This window comes from Microcoleus pseudofavosus SVA1_A4, assembly GCF_036700565.1.
GTDB lineage: Bacteria > Cyanobacteriota > Cyanobacteriia > Cyanobacteriales > Microcoleaceae > Microcoleus.
The window spans coordinates 17,596-38,517 of sequence record NZ_JAUBPE010000048.1 but is presented as its reverse complement, the minus strand read 5'-3'; the positions used below and the strand labels follow the sequence as shown (position 1 = coordinate 38,517).

The following is a 20,922-nucleotide window of genomic DNA, read 5'->3' as shown; positions in this document are numbered from 1 at the left end:
ATGGTGAGGCCGGACATACCGACACCGGACATGGTGAGGCCGGACATACCGACACCGGACATGGTGAGGCCGGACATACCGACACCGGACATGGTGAGGCCGGACATGGCGGGAGCAGCCCACATTCCGACGCCGGAGGGGAACACGTAGGAACTGATAGCTTGTTCGTGGATGCCCACTTGCTGGATGGAACCGGCGACGTGCTGCATGGAACCGAAGATAGAACCCGCTACGCGCATCGCTTCTGCCGATTCTGCCATACCGAAGATTTGCTCGTAAATGGCGTTACCGTTGCTGTAAGTTGCGGAGGCTGTTGCTGCTGCCATTTTCTTGGCCGGAGTAACCAGTTCGGCGAAGGTTTGGCCGCGCAAGTCTTCTTCCCAGTCAAGGGTGATGAATTGATCTTCAATCCAGTCGCTGGGATAGATGGGCGGGACGCGGACTTGGGCCGATCGAGCTAATACCAGCCAGCGGCCGTCTGCACAGCGGTAGCCGATGTCGATCGCGTAGTCCCGATCGCTTACGGGGATTGGCACGTACCATTCGCGGGCTAGTTCGTCGCAGGGATATTCTTGAATGCTGTGCGGGCTTTGGCTGTCGAGGTTAACGTCTGTAACGTCGTAGATCCGCAGGGCGAGTTGCTGTCCTCCAAGGCGGCGCAATTCTTGTTTGCGATCGTTCGGAATATCCCAGTAAGTGTAGGCCCATTCTGGGTCGCGGGGCATCAAAACAACCCGACTTTCGCCGTAGCCGTTGGGCAAATCTGCTAAACCTTCATCTACAGACGACAAAGAACCGCCTGTTCTATCTTCTTGGCCGAGTTCAAATTTTGCTGCTTCCACTGCTTCTTGTGCCTCTAGTTTGCGAGATGGACTATACGAAAATTTGGTGCGCTGAATTTCTTGAATTGATGCCAGGAGTTGCGATTTCCGCATCCGGCTGTAGCGAGAGACTCCACATTCGCTAGCAACTCTGCGGAGTTGTCGCAAAGTCATCTCTTCTAATGGTGGGCGTTCTTTTGCCATGAGTTTGTTCTCCACTTATTTGGGATGGCGGGTTAGATTTTTTCTTTCAACACAAATGTGTTGATTTTTTGAGTTAGAAACTCTTTGTAAGTGCAAATATTATCGAGCTTCCAAATCTCTCCAACCTTTGAAGCCTTGCTTGTTTTTAGCTTGTCTTGTCCCCAATGCGACCGGGGGTTGTGACTTCTTGGCTTCTGCGCGCACCGTCCGATCTAAATAAAACTTTTCTGTCGATTCTTGATTGACAAGATCGATTTTGTAAGTGCGATCGGTGCTGCTAGCAACGCTGTGCTGGCAGCACGCGCGCTATTCGACTCCCAGAGCTGCTTAGCTCGATCGAAGCATTTCTTTGGGATCGCTTTGTCATGACTTAATGTTGCAGACAACTTGCGATCTGGTCAAGGGGTCTTTTGCCTCAATCATGGGTACTTATACGCATTTTCGTGATTTTGGGGATCAAAATGTCAGGTAACTTTGACATATTAGAGGTTTGGGGGATCGGTGACGAGACGGATGTCAGGGTTTGATGACATATTCAGGGACGGGGCTTTTGATGGGTTTGGAGGGTGGGGGCGATCGGAATGAATCGACCTTACCTAGCTAACTCTAATTTTGGCTCCCGCTTATTTAAATGGTAACTAGCGCTTTCTTCTAGCAATTGACGAACAAAATTAGGCTCTTGGGTGTTCAATGAATAATGCAAAATATCTCGATACAAACGACAAGCATCATCATCATTCAAAATGCGGGTGTGAAGGATTCTCGTCCATTCCGAAGCAACGAGCATTAATTGCGGTACAACTGTCACAAATGCTTGCATCTGTGCGAACACATCAAAAGATTCCAGAAAATGAATCAAACCAAACATGACTTCTGGCTGTTCGCAGCGATCGTCTAAAATCAGATGTAAATCTGGCAAATCTTCATCTTGAGGACGATCGGCAAGTGAGGCTAAAGCATTTTCAAAAGCTGTAACTTCATCAGGCGATCGCATCAATTTATTTGCTTCTAAAATGTTAATCCAGATATTTTCTTTCATCAGCTATTACCTTCTTTGTCAAAAATTCTCGACCAAACTATTAACTTATTCAACCGGATAACTTCCTGTAAGCTGCGTCTAATCTCTGGGCTGTAAAGTCCCTGACGGCGATAAATCGATCGTGCATCCCTAATCTCTCTAGCCAATACATTTCTTGGTGAAACACTGAGATTGGGGGATTGTCCATAGGAGATAGTTTGGCGATGACGACCTCCCTGACCAGGCCTAGGGTGTTCCATCATCATAGCAATACCCATGCCTTTGGTGTAGCCAGGAACTTTTGCAGCCATAAACGCATTAGAAGGAATGTGGTGCGGTGTTAGGTTATCGCCTCTACGTCCAGTTTTCAGCAACTGATCGTAGCATCCGACAACGCCTTCTCCTGGAAGTAGTTGAGGTATGTTATTTACGATCTTTTTCTCCTATGTATTTCAGCTACGCTATATTTCATAATTTTATCGCGAAGGAATAGCAAAGCTTTGTATAATTAGTACAAGGTTACTTGAAAAAGCCGATATAACCTTGCAAGCTTTTGTGACACAATAGAATAGGTAATAGCCGATCGCGAGAACGCACAGTATGCTCAAAACCACCATTACCATTCCCCAAACCTTCAAAGTAACTCACGAACAGTTCCAGGAAATTGCTGCCGTCAACCGTGACTTAAGGCTAGAGAGAACTGCTACAGGAGAATTAATTGTTATGCCCCCGACAGGAAGCGAAACAGGAAATCGAAACCTAGATATTGAAGGACAACTCTGGCTGTGGAACCGCCAAACCAAGCTGGGAGTAGCATTTAACTCTTCTAGCGGTTTTAAACTGCCCAATGGTGCCGATCGCTCCCCAGATGCCTCCTGGGTTAAATTAGAACGGTGGCAAACTCTCACACCCAAACAACAAGAAGGCTTCGCTCCCCTTTGTCCAGACTTTGTAGTAGAATTGCGCTCTAAGTCTGACAACCTGGAACCATTGCGGGAAAAAATGCGGGAATACATGGCAAATGGAGCAAGTTTGGGGTGGTTAATCGATCGCAAAAATAAGAAAGTTGAGATATACAGGCCAAGTCAGGATGTGGAACTATTAGATAATCCCAGCAGTTTGTCGGGGGAAGATGTGTTACCGGGATTTGTCTTAGATTTAACAGATGTTTGGTAGCGACACCGAAAGATTCGCCAACAGCAATATAATAAATTAGAGCAGTACATCAATCCCAAATCTCAAATCCCATGCCCCTAACGCTTTACAACAGCTTGACCCGTCGCGAATCACCTTTTGAACCCCTCGAACCGGGAAAGGTGCGGATGTACTGCTGCGGCGTTACGGTGTACGATTACTGCCACGTCGGCCACGCCCGCGCTTACATTGTGTGGGACATGGTGCGCCGCTATCTGATGTGGCGCGGATACGATGTTCGCTACGTGCAGAATTTTACAGATATTGACGACAAAATTCTCAACCGCGCGCGAGAAACTAATTCAACAATGGAAGCTGTAGCGGAACGCTTCATCGACGAATATTTTGCAGATATGGACAAGCTGAATATTCTCAGGGCCGATGAATATCCCCGCGCAACGCACACAATGGACGGCATTCAACGGCTGATTCACGAGTTAGAAAATAAAGGTTATGCCTATGGGTCTGGCGGCGACGTTTACTACAACGTTAGGCAGTTTGCCGACTACGGAAAACTTTCCGGTCGCAAGTTGGAAGAAATGCAGGCTGGGGCTAGCGGTCGATTAGAAACAGAAGAAATAGAGGCTCAAAAAAAGCGAGATTCGTCTGATTTTGCCCTGTGGAAAAGCGCTAAACCGGGCGAACCTTTTTGGGAGTCGTCTTGGGGAAAAGGCCGCCCCGGATGGCACATTGAATGTTCGGCGATGGTGCGCGATTGCTTGGGCGAAACTATTGACATTCACTGCGGCGGTTCCGATTTAATTTTTCCGCATCACGAAAACGAAATTGCTCAATCTGAAGCCGCGACGGGCAAGTCACTTGCTAATTATTGGATGCACAATGCTTTTGTGACTGTCAACGGCACAAAGATGTCTAAGTCTTTGCACAATTTTATTACAATTCGCGATTTGCTGTCGGGAAATTGGTCGGGTGATTTGGAATCTAACCCCCCCCAGCCCCCCCTTGGTAAGGGGGGGAGTAAGAATGAAGGAAGCGAGAATGCAAAAGCGGTTGAACCTATGGCGGTAAGGCTGTTTGTATTTATGGCGCAGTACCGCAGTCAAATTGATTTTACCGAAGAGGCGATCGCTAGTGCGAAAAATGGCTGGCAGACTCTTAAGGAAGGCTTACTTTTTGGCAGTCAACACGGCTCTAAACTGGGTTGGGATGTTGAGAAAATAGATACATTGACTGGACAAGATAGCACATTAGTGCAGCAATTTCAAGCAGCTATGGATAAGGATTTTAATACTTCGGGTGCTTTAGCTGTGCTGTTTGAATTAGCTAAGGAATTGGGCAAGGAAGGTAATGTTTTGGTGCATCAAGGGAAAACTGAAACTGCTGCCGAATTGTTGCAGCAAAAGTGGGTGACTTTGGTGAATTTGGCGGGGGTTTTGGGTTTGGAAGTTCAGCCGGAAGCTGAGACGGAAATCTCGGTTGGTGGTTTGACGGATGGGGAGATTGAGGCAATGATTCAGCAGCGGAAAGATGCCCGGAAAGCTAGGGATTTTGCTGAGGGCGATCGCATTCGCAACGAACTTAAGGATAAAGGTGTTACTCTGATCGATCAAAAGGATGGTATCACTATCTGGCATCGCGGTTAAATAAACTTGTAGGGTGCGTCAGACATTGATTATTTCGATTTTAATAGGTTTTTCTACTCTGACGCACCTTACGCACATAACAATTGCATAAGTCTTGGATCAGTACAGTTCAAGACAATCTAATGCGGTGTTGCCCATAAATTCTTGAATTGTTTCAACTCCAGACCGAAAGATTGCTTCCACGTTACTTGTCGGTGCATTACCGCATCGCAGCCAAATCACTTTCGGAGGTGCTCCGTAAAGACGGCTTCGTTCAGCAAAGTCCGCGTCCTGCGTTACAATACAAAAGCCTTGGGCCTTTGCAAAATCCCAAATCTCACTATCGTCTGTTTCGGTCAGATTGTGGAACTGAACATGACTAGAGTCAGGGAAAATATCTGCAAGTTGAGTTACCAGTTTCCGGCTTAAGTTTTGGTCAAACAGAAGTTTTACAAATAGCAGTTTCAAGTGCCACCTACCACAGCAATCAGACAGCGTTCTCGGTCAGCAGCAAATTCTAAACACGCTCTAATGTCTTCCTCCGTCAACTCTGGAAAATCGTCCAGAATCTCTGCATGAGACATTCCCGCAGCCAGCCAACCCAACACATCATACACGGTAATTCGCATTCGCCTGATGCAAGGCTTTCCACCGCGTTTACCTGGTTCGATCGTAATGATTTTGCGATAGCTCATGACAAAACCGAGTTGAGTACACTTTTCTGTAAGTGTATCCTAATTTCTTAGTCTGCGGAGGCAGACTTTGTTTGACAAGAAGCGGTTTCAACCGCCGAATCATCAAGAGAGTAGCAAACCCGAATATGATATTATTCGCTAATTTCGCGGCTGGCTTCCCAGCTTAAAATAACTGTTTTTCGCTCCACGCCCCAGCGATAACCGCCCAATTCTCCAGATTCTCGGATGACGCGATGACACGGGATCAGATAGGCGACGGGATTATTACCCACAGCATTACCAACGGCTCTAGCTGCTGTTGGGCGCTCGATGGTTTCAGCAATAGTTTGGTAGGTGGTGATTCCCGCAAATGGGACTCTCAAAAGTGCCCGCCAGACTTGAACCTGAAAATTAGTTCCCTTAACCAAAAGTGCGATCGGTTTTCGATCGCAAAAACTGCCTCGAGAGAAAATTGTATCGCACAAAGGTTGAGTGATTTCGCGATCGCAAATAACCTCAGCATTTAACCATAAATGCCGCAGCACTTGTTCAGCCATTTGCTCATCGGTTCCCTCCAAGAAATGCAGGTTACAAATGCCGCGGGCTGTTGTTGCAATTAGAGCTTTGCCAAAAGGAGTGTCGTGAATTCCCCAGACAATTTGCAATCCTAATCCGCCTGTTTTAAACTCACCCGGAGACATTGCTTCGAGATTCACAAACAAATCATGCAATCTTCCGGGACTAGATAAGCCGATATCTGATGTTAAATCGAGAAGGCTTTTAGTTTGAGCAATCTTTGACTTGGCATATTCAACCGTCAGATATTGCAAAAACCGCTTGGGGCTAATACCAGCCCACTGAGTAAACATTCGTTGGAAATGATACTCACTTAAACCGATATGCTGTGCTGCGGCTGCTAAATCTGGCTGATGCAAGTGATTTTGACGCATAAATGCGATCGCCCCAGCAATCCGGTGATAATCTTCGCTGTCATAGATACTCGGACTTTCGATCGAAATCATGTCGGCTATTCATAAAAAGATTTGCATCTTTTTAGTCTACTGATGGTGCAAACTTAAAGCCACCCGTTTCTTGCGGTATTTGTATCAGCAGCGAATTCTAAACACGCTGTCTTGGAAAAAATTATATCGGCTTACCAACCAGCGAGCAAGGTGCGAGCAGGTAGTACCTAGCAACTGGAGGGAATAAGCGATACAATTTACTAAACTTCGCAAGTTGTTCAACCGTAATTGGGTAATAGCCTAACTCTATGAATACCCTCGACCAAGTGCTAGAAACTGCTTTGCAACTGTCCTGCGAACAGCAGGAAATGCTGATAAAAATCCTGCAAAACCGTCACCGCGAGAGTATCCGCGCCGAAATAGCTGCGGATGCTCAACAAACCTTAGCTGATTTCCGTACAGGCAAATTCCGACAGCAGTCAGCCGAGGATGTTATTTCAACATTACGCCAGTCTTTGGACGAGCCCGAAGCATGAGACAACTGGTTCTGACTGTTAACTGTTGAGTATTTGAACAATACCGATGCAACCGGAAAGGATATCAGTTATTATTAGATAATAACTCCACAAATAGATTTAATTTTTATTTAACTTATTCACAAACTCGGCAACAGCACTAACAAATTCTGCGGTTGATTCGTAGGGTAAAACGTTGCGCCCCGGTATCAACAAACCTTCCGCATTGGGAAAATGGGCTAAATATTGCGCCAATCTTTCATCGGGTTTCTCTTCCTTACCAGCTTGACTGATGCTTGAGGCTTTTTCTCCCATCACAATGAGTGCGGGCAGATCGAACTTTTGAATCGTGCTGCTGTAATCCTGGCGCCAAAACCCCGCTAAAAACGAGAAAACCGCGTGACGGCTGTCAGGATTAGCCGCCCCAGCCTGCAAAGCATTCAACCATTCGCTGTCAACTTTTGCCGCATCGCCAAACAGTTGTTTCACTGAAAAAGAGCGCAAAAACTCAGCGCGTCTGGCGTAGCGGTAAAAAGCGTTTCCCAAGGGAGAATCTAACAGATTCCAGACAATTCTTTGCTGTCTTTCAGTAGAATGTTTGTTCATCACCGCCCAAGCAGGAGGCCCCGCGAGCACTAGCCCGCGAATTAAATTCGAGCCGCTTTCCTGCTCAATTTTTGCTAAAGCCAAGGCTACAGACAGTAAAGCACCTTGCACGAGTACGATCGCAGGTTTTTTGACTACAGTTTCCAAGAAATACTGCAACTGTGCGGCCCAATCGTCAGGATAGCAGGCTACAGCGGGCATTTCGCAATCGCCGCAGCCCAAAAGGTCGGGATTGTAAATCGGATTGGTGTTGCCTGATTTGTACCAACTCTCACAAAATCTATGCCAAAAGACTCTTGACAAACCAACTCCTATCGGATGAATTAATAACAAAGGGATGCTATCTTCTGTCGCAGTAGTTGGGTTGTAAAAATCATAAGCACAGCGATAATTTTGCCATTCGTAAAACAGCGTTGGTGATTTTATAGACGAAGTGATGGAGGAATCTTGGGTTGAATATTGCGGTTGCATATTATTTTTTTGTGCCGATGTTACTTTTTATTATAATATGAGTAGGGGCGGGTCTCACCCTAAATATTGTGGGTAAATCAAGAGATAGATAAACCCGCCCTCTTAGACTACATTTATTATTTAATTATGTCAGAACAGCGGATAACTATTTCTTTACCTAACTTGCTGCTAATTGTAGTATCGTCCTTGCTGCTAGTGCTGCTGTGGCAATTGCGGAGCCTGCTAGTAATTCTGATGATATCAGTCGTGCTCGCCGCGTCCATCGTCCCGATCGTGAATTGGGCCCAAACTATGCGCGTTCCCCGCTGGCTGGCGGTGATTATGGTTTATTTAACTCTCATCGGCGGATTCAGCGGGACGGTAGTGTTAATCGGGCCCACGGTAATCCAACAAATAGAGTTACTGCTGCGGCAATTACCAGTTTATGTCGAAAGTTTGCGAACTGTGGCAACTAATGTATTGAGTCGGTTGAGCGACGACGCCCCAACCTTGGTGGGTCAGTTGGTGGACACTCAATCGCTGACGAATTGGCTGATTCGATCGAGCCAACAACTCGTTTTGCGATCGTACAGTTTAACTAGAGGCATTCTCGGCGGTTTCTTCAGTTTAGTTTTAGCTTTATTTATCTCAGGTTACATGGTAGCAGACAGCGAAACTTTAATTAAAAGTTTAGTGCAGTTTTTCCCCAAACCTTGGGATGAAAGATTAGCAGCACAAGCTACACCTATCGGTCAAAGAATGGGGAGTTACATTCGCGGGCGATTCCTAGTTTCCGGGATTTTAGGGATATTCATTACCACAGGTTTAAGCATTTTGGGAATGCCGGAATTTTCTTTAGGCTTAGGTGCGATCGCAGGCGTGACCAATCTGATCCCATTTATCGGCCCCGTATTGGGAGCAGTACCAGCATTAATCGTAGCATTAGCTAAAGGTGGCTGGGTACTTTTGTGGGTATTGCTGTTATTTGTATTTATCCAGAACTTGGAAACTTACGTTCTCGATCCTTTGCTGGTTGGTTCGTCAGTTGGGGTGCATCCTTTGTATCAATTGCTGTCTGTGTTGGGAGGCGTTCAAGTATTGGGAATTATTGGGGCAGTAATTGTGCCGCCTTGGTTTGCGGGAGTGGCAGCTTTGATTGAGAACTTGTATTTAAAACCGAAGCTGAGGAGCGAACATCGAGAGACAATAAATCAGGCTAAAAATAATTCTGACTTGCCACCAGTTGCGCCTTCGGCGTGACAGTAACTACCTCCTTGACAATTCAAGAGAGTATCTACAAATTCGCCGACTAAAAACTAAGGACTAATTGCCACTTCAATGCGGCGGTTGCGCTGGCGGTTAGCATCAGAACTATTATCCACCGAAGGGCGACTTTCCCCATAGCCGATCGCCACCCAATGATACTTCTGACCGAGCACACCAGACAAATACTGCACCACAGCCTGAGCCCGCGCAAACGACACATTGCGATTGTCCGCCGCTTCCCCAGCGTCGTCAGTGTGACCGGCAACCCGCACCGTCGCCCCCTCGTAATTTCGCAAATCCGCCACCAAATTGTCCAAAATCGCACTGGTTCCCGCGCGCAAAGAAATGCTGCCAGTATCAAACAAAACATCGCTGGGCAGAGTTACCATCAGCCCATCCCCTCCAAACACCGGATTATTGGCATTCTGCGGCGCAGTATTCACCGTTTCAGGGCTCAGACTCGGGCTGCTGCCGATCGCCGGTAAAGCAGGGGCAAGACTTGCCGCCGTTTCCGGCGCAGCCAATTCCCGCGACATCAACTGCAACCGCTTTTCCAAAGTTTCCGTCGGGCGGCTGCTACCCAACTGACTCTCCAAAGCCGCCGTGCGGCCGATTAGCGCGTTCAACTCCCCCTGCAACTGTCTCAAATCCGACTGCAATTTCTCTCTCTGCGCCGGACTGACTTTTGACTGGGGACTGGGTGTAGCGGTTGGTGCTGGAAGCGCCGGAATTGGCGTTGCTGGGGCGCGGGTCGGGCTGGGGTTCAAATTTTGAGTTAGACGCAGCAATCTTTCGGCAAGCGGCATCTCGGCGGTGTTAGAAGGGTAAATTTGAGCGGCCGCCATCCCCAAAACCCACGCAAAACCGCTGCCTACCCCCAGCAGCAGCAGTCGAAATATCAGCGACAGTACAAGCAAACCTTTTCCCCGCGACTTGGAGACGCGAGTCGGGGGGATTGAAGGTTTTTGGTTAAAAGATGGCGTCATTTTTCCTCCCGGACGGTGTACATACCAGATTAATTTCGATACTATCTTACCTATCCGATTTTAGATTTTAGATTTGTCCTTCCATCTAAAATCTAAAAAAGAAACCCGGTTTCTACAAATCTGGGGTTTGACGGCGAAGCATCGAGGCAAAAACCGAGTTTCTAATCTCCTGCGTGCAAGCCTGAATCTGTTGGATAATTCAGAAAAACCTTTGGAAAAAAACCTATGACAGATCCTTTAAATAGCCCTTATCCCGTTCCTTGGGAATGGATTAGTGCCACTCACGCAAAAGTGAGCTCCACTGCCGGCACAGGCCTCCGCTATTATCGCAGCCCTTCCCTAGTTTCAACTAACGGCCAATACGCAGCTTACAGTCGAATTGAGTTGCAAGTACAGCCGGAATTTGCCCGGTGTCGGGTTAGCAGCGTCATGTTTGTGGAAAATCTCAAAACCGGGGAACTGCAAACAGTGGCGGCTGCTTCGCCGCTGGCGGAAAGCGGAATGTATGCTAGCGATGATACAGATATGTCCGGGACGATCGCGATTTTAGTGCCTGTTTCTTGGAATCAAGAGGGTTCCCGCGTTCTCGCCCGCGAATTTGAAGCGCTTTTCAACTCTTCCGATATGTCCGACTACGCGGTCATTTGGGACAAAAATGATAATTACACTTATACCGTTGCTCCCGCTCGCAGTCTTTACACTCATGCTGTATTGTTGGGTTGGAGTCAAGTTTGTCCCGGACAAGTTCTGTTCCGCGCCGGCAATTTGGGCGATCGATCTTGGCCTCTTTGTGCAGTCGATATGACCGGCCAAACGGTAGCTGTCAGCGAAGACAAACCCCTAGTTTTCGGCACTCAAGCCAGCACAGACTGGATCGAACCTAAAACTCGTTTTTAGATATTATGGCGACATCTTTTTTTATCAGACCCACAATTATTTTATTTTCCGGTCAATTTTTCGAGCGATTAATTTTGACTCTGGGGCTGATAGTTTTAGCTGTTATTTTCGGTTTAACAGCTTTTATTTTTCTGCGGATTTTCCTCAATTGGTTGCAGGCAAAATTTGAGCGCAACCGCCATTTTTATAAACGGCAATTCACAACAAAGACTAATCATTCAACCGCTCACCTTTCTGAACCAGAAAACGTTTTTTTAGAACCGCTGTTCGCAGAAAGTGACGGAAATTTAACGGCTGCTATTTTTGGCACAAACAGCGATATTGGAGAAGCGCTTGAGCCGGAGATTATCTGCGAAGATTCAGCAGCAGTTGCCCATCTCTACAAGCCGATCGCTCTTTGGCACGGGCGCTTAATTTTGCCTTCAAACGAACAGCGCCAGCCCTACGGTTCAGTTTTTTTTGAAGTGATAAATGCACCCAAAAAATATCAAAATTTCCTTGGCAAAACAGCATTTTTGAAATGGAGTACAAATCGCGAAGTACAGTTTTTTGTCCACGCAGTAAGTCAAGATATAAACTTCACAAAACAAACTAAAAAAAGTCAAAAATCTGGCAACATCCATCCTGATAGATTGAACGGCTGGGGAAATGTAGGGCCTTTAGAAACTCTAGCAGGCAGCAGACTGGAAGACAGCGTGACTGTGATGCTGCGCAGGCCAGTGATTGCGATTAATTATAGCAGCAGCGATCGCCACGAACTCACGATCGATCGCGAACCAGTACAAATTATCGGACGTTTGTGCGCCTTAGTCTCAATTTTACAGCGAAAAGAACCCGACAGCGACAAATTTGTTGTCCGGCATTTCAACAAAACATCTCAAAAATTTGACGGCGCTGCCGAAATCATTCGGATTCCGCAAGTACAGCCCGACAAAAATCGCATAGCGAGGTCTACCAATCACCTCATAGAACAATCGCCATTAAATCCAGGCGGCTGGTACATTTACGGCGAAAGAGACGAAGACAATATATTTGTCGTGCAGGCAATCGAACCCCGCAAAATTGCCCAATTAATTCCAGATGAAACACATTTCGGACTGAAAAAATCTCTCGCTTATTTAAGCAGGCAAAATTGGGAAAATACACCAGCCCAAAAAGGGCAAGCAAAAAGAGTATTGTTAACGCCAAATGATGCTACAGAAAACGCTTCAATCTCTCCTTGGCAAGAAGGAGATATCGGGATAGTAATTCACAGTTTCGGCGGTATCGGCGGCAAAAAAGGCGAATCCGCACCGCTGGGAATTGTCACCGGACATTTTGCTTTTGGGGTAGCAAAAGTTGTGCGCGATCGCTTTACCAGCGAACTGCGTTTTGACATAGAATACAAACAAGTTTACGCCCACAATCCCGACGGAATTGTTGCCGGTTCCAGCAAATGGCAAAGCTATATGGGAGACTTGCAGCGCGGCTGGTTGGGCGATCGCCCGGTTTGCGATATCATCTGTAAATTAGACTGCGTGTGTTGCGACTACGATTTTGACGGGATCACCTTGTCGCCTTTAACCGAATTAAACCAGCAACTAGATATCATGATGGCCCGCTACCGCACCGGAGACGGCACCGGTGCAACTTTAGTCACGCCAGCAACTTCTTGCGTCCAAGATTCAAGTCAGGCAATTTACGCGACAATTAAAAAAATTACTTCCGAAGTAGAGTCAAATCCTCAGATTCAAGACTGGCTGAAAACAAATCCCGGCGACGCACAAACCCAAAGATTTCACCAGTTAGTAGCTTTAGGAGAAAGTTTAGAAAAAGTATTAATGCCCCTCGGCATTGTCCGTCCAGATTGGCGCAAAAATGCGAGATTGGCGGGGATTGATTCGGAACTGAAAAAAACCTTTTTTGCGGGTATATTGAACCTAATAAAAGCTGCTATTAGTTACCGAACAATGCTGCCCAGGCGCACCCAAGATGAAATCGCCAAAATTTTCTTAAAACAGGGAGCTTTTTTGTGGATAATTCGCACAAATCAAGTCGGAGGATTTGACCCCGACATTGAGCCGATCGCACCAACAGGATTTAAAATCAGCAATCGGTTTGTAGATGATTCGGCGATTGAAATCGCTACTAGAAAAACCAAGTCTGCCTCCGCAGACTAAGAGATTGAGGGAGCATTTAAGCGGGATTTGGTATCAGTCAACAGTCAACAGTCAACCGTTAACAGTCAACAGTCAACCGTTAACAGTCAACAATCAACCATTACCAAGGAGTGACTGCAACAGTGCCGCCCGGTGCAAAAACTACCCGGAAATCAGCCAGCGGTTCCGCAGGCGGCCTCGTGCCAACCGGCTTGTAAAGCAACTCCGACAACGGCGTTTCGGATCGATCGACTGCTGCCGAATTCTCCGACTTGTAACCGACAATCGCCCCGTCTTTAGCCACACTCACCCGATAAACCAACTCCGCATCAACAGCAGGCTTATTCTTCAAAACTCCGTCAATTTGCTGGGAAAGTTTGCCCTTCAACAGCTCAATTTCCGCCGGATCGGTAATTGGCACGGCAGCCGCTTCAGGGCTTGCCAAACCTTCAGCAACAGGACTGGGCGTGGTTTCGGGCGAAGTATTCGACTGCGGTGCGGCCAACGGTGAAGCCTCCGACTGCGGCGCGGGGATCGGAGTCGGCGAACTCGATTCAGCTTTCGGAGTTTGATTCCCAGGCAGCAAACCGTCAGCAGGGCGCGCGGGATTGGGATTCGGCGAACCCGATCCGCCCGGATTCGGCGTTCCCTGATTCTGGCCGGCCCGATTGGGCTGCGGCACCGGATCTCTCGGGCGTTGGACTCCCGGCACCGGCACCAAGAAAAACGCCATCGCAGCCAAAGCCAAACTCGACACTCCCACCACAGCAGGCAAAGTCCGCTTCGCCAAAGGTTCGGCCGACTTGATATAACGCTTGGAAATTGGGGTTAATTGCAGCGACAATTCCGGCAGCGTCTGCGAGTCAGCAAAAAACTGATCGATCGCTTCCACCAAGTCAAATAGCTGTACCGTCGTCAAATCTACTTTTGCCGACAGTTCTGTTTTTTGATCGATTTGGGTTCCACTGCCTGTGGAGGCGGGTAGAACGGTCAACCGGTGCAAATTCCCGTCAATTCTGTGCAACTGCACCATACCCAAACTCGGGCCGTAGCGATCGGGATAATGCACTCCGCTCATAAATTCTTGAGCGTAGCTGCTGACGGCCCTCACCAAGCTTTCAAAAAAGTCTCGTCCCCCGCTTAGGGGCTCGCCGAGACCTGTAACATAGCATTCAGCGCTCATTAGTATGGAAAGCACCGGTCGTATATCTAACTGGCTGGCTGCCGATCCATCGCTCAACCCTTCTAAAACTAGGGTGCAATTTGGCAGACTGTACTGACGCCTAATAGTCATTTTTTATTCAACTTCTCCATCAAACAGGCTAACCCAGAAGCGCTGCATTCCGGCTGTGCCTGTACAAAATAGCAGTTTGCTCAACAAGTTCAAAGCTAGTTCGTCGAGCTTGTCGTCGGAATCGTAAGCTGCAACTAGCGATCGCTTGGGGTTCATGCGCGATCGAAAGTGAGCTCGAAAGCGTTCTAAATACTCGGCCAGCGGCAAGTTCTGGTTGAGGGGGATATTTCTCGATCGCAACTGCTGCGAATCTAGCAGCAACTGCCGAATTGTCGCGGTTAACTTGCGCGCCATATTGCAGGTGATCGCCACCAGCGCTTTTGCCTCCACAATGGTAAGGGAGCGGCGCTGCGTGTAGCGTCTCAGCGGGTTAGTATTGCGCATCAGCCAAAGGGCAACCCGATTTTTGATAATTGATTCCAATTCCAGGTCCTTTGACACTGCCAGCATTTCTTCAGCACCTCCGAGATACAAGGCTTCGATCGCCAGCAACATCAAATCAATTTGCAATCTGGCCCGGCGGGGACACCCGCCATCGTTCGGCGACAAGTCTGGCAAACTGTCTAAAATCAACGGGTTTGACTCGGTAAGCGAAGTTTCTGACTGCATTAATATCACGGCAACATCCATTCCAAACAAACTATACGGGCACGGGGGGTCTTGAGCAAGACAAATTCTCAACCAAGAACTTCTCTGGGATACTTTATTTTTATCATTAACTTTTAGGTATATTTTCAATTTAGCAGCAACCGACCGTCGCGGGCGAGTTCCGGCGGCGGGAGTTCGATCGCCCGCTCCCCCACCCCCGCCCTTAAAGCTTTGTGATTCCAAGCTTTCGCCAAGGGAGAAGGAGAGAGTTTGACAATTCCTGCATTGCGATCGATCAATGTTCCTTCTTCTGGGGTTTCGCCACCGCTTCTCTTTCAGCCGTAAAATCAATAGCCGCCGCCTTATCAGTCAGACTAATTTTTCCCTTGAGGCTTTCTTTTTCCACAATTCCTCGCAGTTTAACTGAACTGTTTTGACCCGTTGCTGTGGAGTCGCTGCAACCCGTTAAATTAGGAACCGCACCCGACAAGCTCAATCCTTGAGTTTCCCACTTGCCAAATAGAGAAGGTTTCTCCTCGGCTGTTTTTACGCGATCGCCCTCGCTGCTGCCCGATCGCAAATTTCCGCTCAAATAAACACCTGACTGCTCGATTGTCAAGACCAACGAATCAGATTTCAGACATTCGGGCAAACTTTGAGCATCGAAGCGATAATTTCCCCCTATTGCCGGAGCCGCCTTTAAATTTGTTTCGCCGTAAGCACTCACTATTTTAAAAAGTACCGCAACAAAAGCGATAGAAACACCATAGAATGCTAATTTTTTGACGTTAAACTGATGCATGATCTTGGTAATTGGTAATTGGTCATTAGTCATTGGTCATTAGGCATTGGTCATTGGTAATCGGTAATTGGGCATTGGGCATTGGTGGCAACTCACAAATAACCAATAACTAATAACAACTGCCAACTGCCAACTGTCAACTGTCAACTGTCAACTGCCAACTGCCAACTGTCAACTGCCAACTGTCAACTGTCAACTGACAACCTTTGAGGAAGTACCGAAGCCAAGTGCGATCGCACTTTAACGTAACACCGCGTAATCAGCAGCGAAGAATGACACTGCACAGCCAATTCATCAGTATACCGTCCCAAAGTTTGGCGCTCAATTCCCCACTCCCGACTCGTACCTGCAATAGTCAAATCAGCATTAGCAGAAGCAGCAATCACCGCTTGAATTGGCTCAGCAGCCTCCACAATCGGAGTTTCAATGCGCGATCGCACCTCAACCGGCAACTGCTCCATCACTCGCTGAAACTCGTAACTCAGCTCGTTTCCAGCTTCCCCGTCAAGCGCCACCCGCAGCACCGTCAAACGGCGTTCCTCGCTATTAACTAACAGTCTCAGCGCCAATTCTAACCCCAAATCATCGTGAATGTTTGCCGCGTAAGGTACTAACAAGTTATTCAACGTTTCCCGGCCTCTGTCTACAAAAATTGCTACATCCACCTTGGCGTTGCTGAGAATTTGACCGACACGTCCTCCCAAACGATTGCTGCTAAAAGTAGGTCTGTGCCATCCTACTAAAATCAAATCCGCGCGATCGAGTTCCGCAATTTGCGCCGTTTCCCGCGCCACATCCTTAGTAATCCGAATGATGGGATGCACTAATTTTTTCGCCTCCGGCAGTTCCAAACTCTCAATCAATTCTGATAATTTAGAGTGGCGTTCCTGGATAATGCGATCGGCTTCCGCAGGCGTACTTTGAAAGACATAATCCTGATTTAATTCTATCAAACTCAGAGGATGAACCGCCGCCGACTGCAAATCGCTACCACCCATATCAGCAGTCGGCTGCGCCAGGGCGATCGCCAGTTGCAGCAAACCTTTCTGCGTGCTGGGATTGGCAACAGGCACTAAAATTCGATAAGTTGGCAGCAATTTTTTAGCCGTTTCTTCGCTGCCGTCAGCAATGGGTAAATCTTCTAATTCTGAATCCTCAGAACTAACTTCTGAGATATCTAACCGAATCAGGCGTTTCGGATAAGTCCACTCCAACAGCGGCGAAGTCATAAAAGTTGTTACTAAAGCCATGATGACTAACATCGTAAATAGCAGCGGCGAAATTACCCCCAGAGAAAGACCGATATTCAGTACAATTAGTTCAGTCAAACCGCGAGTATTCATCATCCAACCCAGCGCTGAAGCTTCGCGGTTGCTGATGCCGCAGACTCTGGCAGCCACGTAAGTACCGACGTATTTGCCAATAATTGCTACTCCCAAAACTGCGGCGCACAGCAGCCACAATTCGGGACTGTTGAGCAGGCCAATTTGAGTCCGCAAACCGCTGTAAGCAAAAAATATTGGCAGCAGAAATATTAGTACAAAGTCTTCGGTTTTTTCTGCTAATTCTCTGGTTAATCCCGCATTTTTGGGCATGGCAGCACCCAGCAAAAATGCACCGAAGATTAAGTGAATGCCGATAAATTCAGTAATTAAGGCAGAAGCTACAACTCCCATGTAAATTCCTGCAAGCACTAACTGAGTTAACCTGCCGGTGCGGTTGTAGTGCTTGGAAAGCCGCTGCAAGAACCAGCGGACTACAGTCAGCATGAAACCGATGTAAATTAAAGATTCAAAAATGGTCGGCAAAGCGCCGATCATCGAGTTAGTTCGAGTAACGGCGATCGCCACAGCTAACAAACACCACGCCGTCACGTCGTCTACCGCAGCGCAAGTCAGAGCCAGCGTCCCCAATTTTGTATTCTGCAAGTTGTGCTCTGTAATAATTCTTGCCAGCACCGGAAAGGCAGTAATGGACATCGCAGCGCCCAAAAACAGGGCAAAGGCTGTAAACGAAACGCTATTATTTGAAACGATCGGGTACAGCAGCAGCGCTAGCAAGCTTCCCAGGGAAAACGGCACTAAAATGCTGACGTGAGAAGTTAAAATCGCGATATCTAAATTGTTTTTGAGATACTTCGGATTCAGTTCCAAACCAATCAAAAACATGAAAAATATCAGCCCGATTTGGGATAGCACGTTGAGGAAGGGAACGGCTTCGGCTGGAAAAAGCGCTGCGGCTAAATCTGGTGCAACTAAGCCAAACAGAGACGGGCCGAGCATAATTCCTGCTACGATTTCTCCAATGACTTGAGGTTGCTTGATCCAGCGGAATCCCAAACCGACAATTCGGGAAAGTGCGATGACTATTAGAACTTCAACTAGAACTAGAATGGGGATGGGCATGGCGTTTTTAGCTTTGGGATTTTTGCGGATCGAGAAGGAACTCGTAAAGCCGGCAGAATTGCCGATCGAACAAAATGGATACAAGCTCGATCGAAGGTAGAAGGCACAAGAGGCGCACCAACAACGCCATTCTCTCACAAGCGAACAAAGGCAAAGGCCAACCTCCAACCTGGATTTTTCGTTTTTAAGAAGCGTTTGCGAGTAACTCTAACCGCAGCCTGCGTACCCCGCACCCAACCCGCCCACTAAATCCCACCTCCAGGTGCCCACCGCCCATTTAAACTCACATCTTGCACCATTCTCAATAAGCTTTTTATGAACAGGCAAGATGCCAGTTCCACAAGAAAAGTCATTCTTTGTGGAACGGGCATCTTGCCCGTTCTTGAGAATGGTGCAACATCTGAGTTTAAACCTAGCGATATCAGATTGTCAGACAAATTAGCGCGCCCTGTGATAAACTAGAAAAGTTGTTTAAATTCGCACATCCGGGTTTTCGGGTGTTTCGAGGGCGCAAGCCTTCAGAAATACGACCGGATGGAGGATTAACCCGAATACCAGGAGTTAAAAATACAATGCCAGTAGTTAGTTTGGCTCAAATGTTAGAGTCTGGGGTTCACTTCGGACACCAAACCCGCCGGTGGAACCCGAAAATGGCTCCCTACATTTTCACAGAGCGCAACGGGGTTCACATCATCGACCTCGTGCAAACCGCTCAGCTTATGGAAGATGCCTACGAGTACATGAGAGTGGCCTCGGAAAAAGGTAAAAAGTTTTTGTTCGTGGGTACGAAGCGTCAAGCGGCCGGGATTGTAGCCCAAGAAGCTCAACGCTGCGGTGCTTACTACGTCAACCAGCGCTGGCTGGGGGGAATGCTCACCAACTGGACGACTATTAAGTCCCGCGTGGAGCGCCTCAAGGATTTGGAGCGCCGCGAGGAAATCGGCGCCCTCGATTTGCTCCCGAAAAAAGAAGCTTCGGTACTGCGCCGAGAAATGGCCAAACTCCAGAAATATCTGGGCGGGATTAAATCCATGCGGAAGATTCCCGACGGAGTGGTGCTGGTAGACCAGCGCCGCGAGTATAATGCGGTGTTGGAATGCCAAAAGCTGGGAATTCCGATCGTCTCTCTGTTGGACACCAACTGCGACCCGGATTTGGTTGACATTGCGATTCCGGCAAACGACGATGCTATTCGATCGATCAAGCTCATTGTGGGCAAGTTGGCTGATGCCATCTACGAAGGTCGTCACGGTCAGCAGGGCGGCGACGCTGAGGAAGACTACGACTACGAAGGTGGTTACGAAGGCGCTGAATATGATGTCGAAATCGAAGAATTGGATGACCCCGATTATGTAGATCCCGACGAAGCCCCCGACGCTGACGGCGAAGAAACCGAGAGCTAGTATTGCCCTCGGAATCTGACACCAGGCAATTAAAAATTAAAGATTGAAAATTAAAAATAATAATTTTTAGTTGGACATTTTTAATTTTTAATTGTACATGGCAGGAGTCTAAGTCATTAGTAGAGTTGGCAAAAGCATTCCTTGTGTCAGCGCCAGAATTTATTCTGGCGCTACACTTACAAATTCCGCTCTAAGGCGGACTGGGTATTTCTTCACTCTGGTCTAATCATTAACATTAAAATTAGTGACTAATGACTAATGACTAATGACTAATGACTAATAACTAATTTTGATTGGGAACTTAAAGAAGATGGCGGACATATCTGCAAAACTTGTTAAAGAACTGCGCGACAAAACCGGCGCTGGCATGATGGACTGCAAAAAAGCCCTCATTGAAAACGATGCCGATATCGAAACATCAATTGAGTGGCTGCGGAAAAAAGGTCTGGCTTCGGCAGGCAAAAAAGGTGGACGAGTTGCCTCAGAAGGTATCGTAGGCAGCTACATTCACACCGGCGGCCGCGTCGGTGTGTTGGTGGAAGTTAACTGCGAAACCGATTTTGTCGCCCGCCGCGAAGATTTCCAAACTTTGGTACGCAATATTGCGATGCAAATTGCAGCTTGCCCGAATGTGGAATACGTGAAAGTTGAAGATATCCCCGCCGAAATTGTCGAAAGAGAAAAGGCAATTGAAATGGGTAAAGATGACTTGGGCAACAAGCCGGACAACATCAAAGAAAAGATTGTTCAAGGGCGGATTGAAAAGCGCATGAAAGAGTTATCTTTGATGGATCAGCCTTTTATTAGAGATCAGAATATCTCGGTGGAAGAGTTGGTCAAACAAACGATCGCCCAAATTGGAGAAAATGTCCAAGTGCGCCGCTTCGTGCGCTTTGTCTTGGGCGAAGGCATTGAGAAGGTAGAAGCTAACTTTGCCGATGAAGTGGCAGCCCAAATGGGTGCTGTTAAGTAATCCAAAATTAAGATTGAGAATTAAAAATTAAAAATGTGAAAAGCTAATTTTTTGCATTTTTAATTTTTATTTTTTACATGACCTATGCACTGTACCAAAAACCCGGTTTCTAACCAGTATTTAACCGAGAGTCAGACAATTTG

General features: G+C 47.4%; 21 protein-coding genes. 8 read left to right on the top strand and 13 right to left on the bottom strand.

Features of this window, described 5'->3' with window-relative positions:
- The 3 genes from QUA02_RS20330 to QUA02_RS20320 all read right to left on the bottom strand — a co-directional run.
- Nucleotides 1-1,025 (bottom strand): DUF4912 domain-containing protein (locus QUA02_RS20330; RefSeq protein ID WP_333030191.1); only part of this gene is annotated, 1,025 nt, incomplete at its 3' end.
- 592 nt (nt 1,026-1,617) lie between these two features.
- Complete coding sequence (locus tag QUA02_RS20325; protein ID WP_333030190.1) at nt 1,618-2,064, bottom strand: Imm30 family immunity protein; 447 nt, start codon at nt 2,062-2,064, stop codon at nt 1,618-1,620.
- Nucleotides 2,064-2,354 (bottom strand): hypothetical protein, encoded by a 291-nt coding sequence (locus tag QUA02_RS20320; RefSeq protein ID WP_333030189.1) that lies wholly within the window; start codon nt 2,352-2,354, stop codon nt 2,064-2,066. Before QUA02_RS20320 ends, QUA02_RS20325 begins: the two co-directional genes overlap by 1 nt.
- A gap of 289 nt (nt 2,355-2,643) precedes the next feature.
- On the opposite strand from QUA02_RS20320, the gene QUA02_RS20315 reads away from it, so the two are divergent.
- The gene (locus QUA02_RS20315; RefSeq protein WP_333030188.1) at nt 2,644-3,219 is read left to right on the top strand and encodes a Uma2 family endonuclease; all 576 of its coding nucleotides are present in this window, start codon (nt 2,644-2,646) and stop codon (nt 3,217-3,219) included.
- Between the two features lie 71 nt (nt 3,220-3,290).
- Nucleotides 3,291-4,841, top strand: a complete 1,551-nt coding sequence (cysS, locus tag QUA02_RS20310) for a cysteine--tRNA ligase (RefSeq protein WP_333030187.1) — start codon at nt 3,291-3,293, stop codon at nt 4,839-4,841.
- A gap of 99 nt (nt 4,842-4,940) precedes the next feature.
- Here the strand turns inward: cysS and QUA02_RS20305 are convergent, their stop codons facing one another.
- From QUA02_RS20305 to QUA02_RS20295, 3 genes are all read right to left on the bottom strand, one after another.
- Entirely contained in the window at nt 4,941-5,288 is a 348-nt protein-coding gene (locus QUA02_RS20305) for a DUF5615 family PIN-like protein (RefSeq protein WP_333030186.1), read from the bottom strand.
- A complete protein-coding gene (locus QUA02_RS20300) occupies nt 5,285-5,515 on the bottom strand; it encodes a DUF433 domain-containing protein (RefSeq protein WP_333030184.1) in 231 nt (76 codons plus the stop codon). Before QUA02_RS20300 ends, QUA02_RS20305 begins: the two co-directional genes overlap by 4 nt.
- Nucleotides 5,516-5,646: 131 nt before the next feature.
- Nucleotides 5,647-6,516 (bottom strand): methylated-DNA--[protein]-cysteine S-methyltransferase, encoded by an 870-nt coding sequence (locus QUA02_RS20295; protein ID WP_333030183.1) that lies wholly within the window; start codon nt 6,514-6,516, stop codon nt 5,647-5,649.
- Nucleotides 6,517-6,764: 248 nt separating this feature from the next.
- Here QUA02_RS20295 and QUA02_RS20290 point away from each other — a divergent pair, with 248 nt between their 5' ends.
- Complete coding sequence (locus QUA02_RS20290; protein ID WP_333030182.1) at nt 6,765-6,992, top strand: hypothetical protein; 228 nt, start codon at nt 6,765-6,767, stop codon at nt 6,990-6,992.
- 99 nt (nt 6,993-7,091) lie between these two features.
- On the opposite strand, the gene QUA02_RS20285 is transcribed toward QUA02_RS20290, so the two are convergent.
- Nucleotides 7,092-8,048: an alpha/beta fold hydrolase gene (locus QUA02_RS20285; RefSeq protein WP_333030180.1), complete on the bottom strand. Its 957-nt coding sequence runs from the start codon at nt 8,046-8,048 to the stop codon at nt 7,092-7,094.
- A 126-nt stretch (nt 8,049-8,174) separates the two neighbouring features.
- Between QUA02_RS20285 and QUA02_RS20280 the strand changes: the two genes are divergently transcribed.
- Nucleotides 8,175-9,287: an AI-2E family transporter gene (locus QUA02_RS20280; RefSeq protein ID WP_333030179.1), complete on the top strand. Its 1,113-nt coding sequence runs from the start codon at nt 8,175-8,177 to the stop codon at nt 9,285-9,287.
- Nucleotides 9,288-9,343: 56 nt separating this feature from the next.
- Here the strand turns inward: QUA02_RS20280 and QUA02_RS20275 are convergent, their stop codons facing one another.
- Nucleotides 9,344-10,279 carry an OmpA family protein gene (locus QUA02_RS20275; protein ID WP_333030178.1) on the bottom strand — a complete coding sequence of 312 codons (936 nt, stop codon included), beginning with the start codon at nt 10,277-10,279 and terminating at the stop codon, nt 9,344-9,346.
- Nucleotides 10,280-10,504: 225 nt separating this feature from the next.
- On the opposite strand from QUA02_RS20275, the gene QUA02_RS20270 reads away from it, so the two are divergent.
- Both QUA02_RS20270 and QUA02_RS20265 read left to right on the top strand, forming a co-directional pair.
- A complete protein-coding gene (locus QUA02_RS20270) occupies nt 10,505-11,176 on the top strand; it encodes a hypothetical protein (RefSeq protein WP_333030177.1) in 672 nt (223 codons plus the stop codon).
- 5 nt (nt 11,177-11,181) lie between these two features.
- Entirely contained in the window at nt 11,182-13,335 is a 2,154-nt protein-coding gene (locus tag QUA02_RS20265; RefSeq protein ID WP_333030175.1) for an abortive infection protein, read from the top strand.
- Nucleotides 13,336-13,435: 100 nt separating this feature from the next.
- Here QUA02_RS20265 and QUA02_RS20260 read toward each other — a convergent pair whose 3' ends face one another.
- From QUA02_RS20260 to QUA02_RS20240, 5 genes are all read right to left on the bottom strand, one after another.
- Nucleotides 13,436-14,608: a DUF4335 domain-containing protein gene (locus QUA02_RS20260; RefSeq protein ID WP_333030173.1), complete on the bottom strand. Its 1,173-nt coding sequence runs from the start codon at nt 14,606-14,608 to the stop codon at nt 13,436-13,438.
- A 3-nt stretch (nt 14,609-14,611) separates the two neighbouring features.
- The gene (locus QUA02_RS20255; RefSeq protein ID WP_333030172.1) at nt 14,612-15,217 is read right to left on the bottom strand and encodes a DUF3038 domain-containing protein; all 606 of its coding nucleotides are present in this window, start codon (nt 15,215-15,217) and stop codon (nt 14,612-14,614) included.
- 125 nt (nt 15,218-15,342) lie between these two features.
- Complete coding sequence (locus tag QUA02_RS20250) at nt 15,343-15,495, bottom strand: hypothetical protein (protein ID WP_333030171.1); 153 nt, start codon at nt 15,493-15,495, stop codon at nt 15,343-15,345.
- The gene (locus tag QUA02_RS20245) at nt 15,492-16,031 is read right to left on the bottom strand and encodes a hypothetical protein (protein ID WP_333030170.1); all 540 of its coding nucleotides are present in this window, start codon (nt 16,029-16,031) and stop codon (nt 15,492-15,494) included. Before QUA02_RS20245 ends, QUA02_RS20250 begins: the two co-directional genes overlap by 4 nt.
- A 152-nt stretch (nt 16,032-16,183) precedes the next feature.
- A complete protein-coding gene (locus QUA02_RS20240; protein ID WP_333030169.1) occupies nt 16,184-18,403 on the bottom strand; it encodes a cation:proton antiporter in 2,220 nt (739 codons plus the stop codon).
- A gap of 572 nt (nt 18,404-18,975) precedes the next feature.
- Here QUA02_RS20240 and rpsB point away from each other — a divergent pair.
- Together rpsB and tsf are read left to right on the top strand one after the other, a co-directional pair.
- Entirely contained in the window at nt 18,976-19,806 is an 831-nt protein-coding gene (gene rpsB / locus QUA02_RS20235) for a 30S ribosomal protein S2 (RefSeq protein ID WP_333030167.1), read from the top strand.
- Between the two features lie 310 nt (nt 19,807-20,116).
- Entirely contained in the window at nt 20,117-20,779 is a 663-nt protein-coding gene (tsf, locus tag QUA02_RS20230; RefSeq protein ID WP_333030166.1) for a translation elongation factor Ts, read from the top strand.
- Nucleotides 20,780-20,922: the final 143 nt, after the last annotated feature.

What these genes read in the sequence shown, in the direction of transcription:
- QUA02_RS20285 (WP_333030180.1), bottom strand. Translation starts at nt 8,048, where the DNA reads ATGCAACCGCAATATTCAACCCAAGATTCCTCCATCACTTCGTCTATA.
- QUA02_RS20295 (WP_333030183.1), bottom strand. Translation starts at nt 6,516, where the DNA reads ATGATTTCGATCGAAAGTCCGAGTATCTATGACAGCGAAGATTATCAC.
- rpsB (WP_333030167.1), top strand. Translation starts at nt 18,976, where the DNA reads ATGCCAGTAGTTAGTTTGGCTCAAATGTTAGAGTCTGGGGTTCACTTC.
- QUA02_RS20260 (WP_333030173.1), bottom strand. Translation starts at nt 14,608, where the DNA reads ATGACTATTAGGCGTCAGTACAGTCTGCCAAATTGCACCCTAGTTTTA.
- QUA02_RS20265 (WP_333030175.1), top strand. Translation starts at nt 11,182, where the DNA reads ATGGCGACATCTTTTTTTATCAGACCCACAATTATTTTATTTTCCGGT.
- cysS (WP_333030187.1), top strand. Translation starts at nt 3,291, where the DNA reads ATGCCCCTAACGCTTTACAACAGCTTGACCCGTCGCGAATCACCTTTT.
- QUA02_RS20255 (WP_333030172.1), bottom strand. Translation starts at nt 15,217, where the DNA reads ATGCAGTCAGAAACTTCGCTTACCGAGTCAAACCCGTTGATTTTAGAC.
- QUA02_RS20315 (WP_333030188.1), top strand. Translation starts at nt 2,644, where the DNA reads ATGCTCAAAACCACCATTACCATTCCCCAAACCTTCAAAGTAACTCAC.
- QUA02_RS20240 (WP_333030169.1), bottom strand. Translation starts at nt 18,403, where the DNA reads ATGCCCATCCCCATTCTAGTTCTAGTTGAAGTTCTAATAGTCATCGCA.
- QUA02_RS20270 (WP_333030177.1), top strand. Translation starts at nt 10,505, where the DNA reads ATGACAGATCCTTTAAATAGCCCTTATCCCGTTCCTTGGGAATGGATT.
- QUA02_RS20275 (WP_333030178.1), bottom strand. Translation starts at nt 10,279, where the DNA reads ATGACGCCATCTTTTAACCAAAAACCTTCAATCCCCCCGACTCGCGTC.
- QUA02_RS20280 (WP_333030179.1), top strand. Translation starts at nt 8,175, where the DNA reads ATGTCAGAACAGCGGATAACTATTTCTTTACCTAACTTGCTGCTAATT.
- QUA02_RS20320 (WP_333030189.1), bottom strand. Translation starts at nt 2,354, where the DNA reads ATGGCTGCAAAAGTTCCTGGCTACACCAAAGGCATGGGTATTGCTATG.
- QUA02_RS20290 (WP_333030182.1), top strand. Translation starts at nt 6,765, where the DNA reads ATGAATACCCTCGACCAAGTGCTAGAAACTGCTTTGCAACTGTCCTGC.
- QUA02_RS20300 (WP_333030184.1), bottom strand. Translation starts at nt 5,515, where the DNA reads ATGAGCTATCGCAAAATCATTACGATCGAACCAGGTAAACGCGGTGGA.
- QUA02_RS20325 (WP_333030190.1), bottom strand. Translation starts at nt 2,064, where the DNA reads ATGAAAGAAAATATCTGGATTAACATTTTAGAAGCAAATAAATTGATG.
- QUA02_RS20245 (WP_333030170.1), bottom strand. Translation starts at nt 16,031, where the DNA reads ATGACTAATGACCAATTACCAATTACCAAGATCATGCATCAGTTTAAC.
- tsf (WP_333030166.1), top strand. Translation starts at nt 20,117, where the DNA reads ATGGCGGACATATCTGCAAAACTTGTTAAAGAACTGCGCGACAAAACC.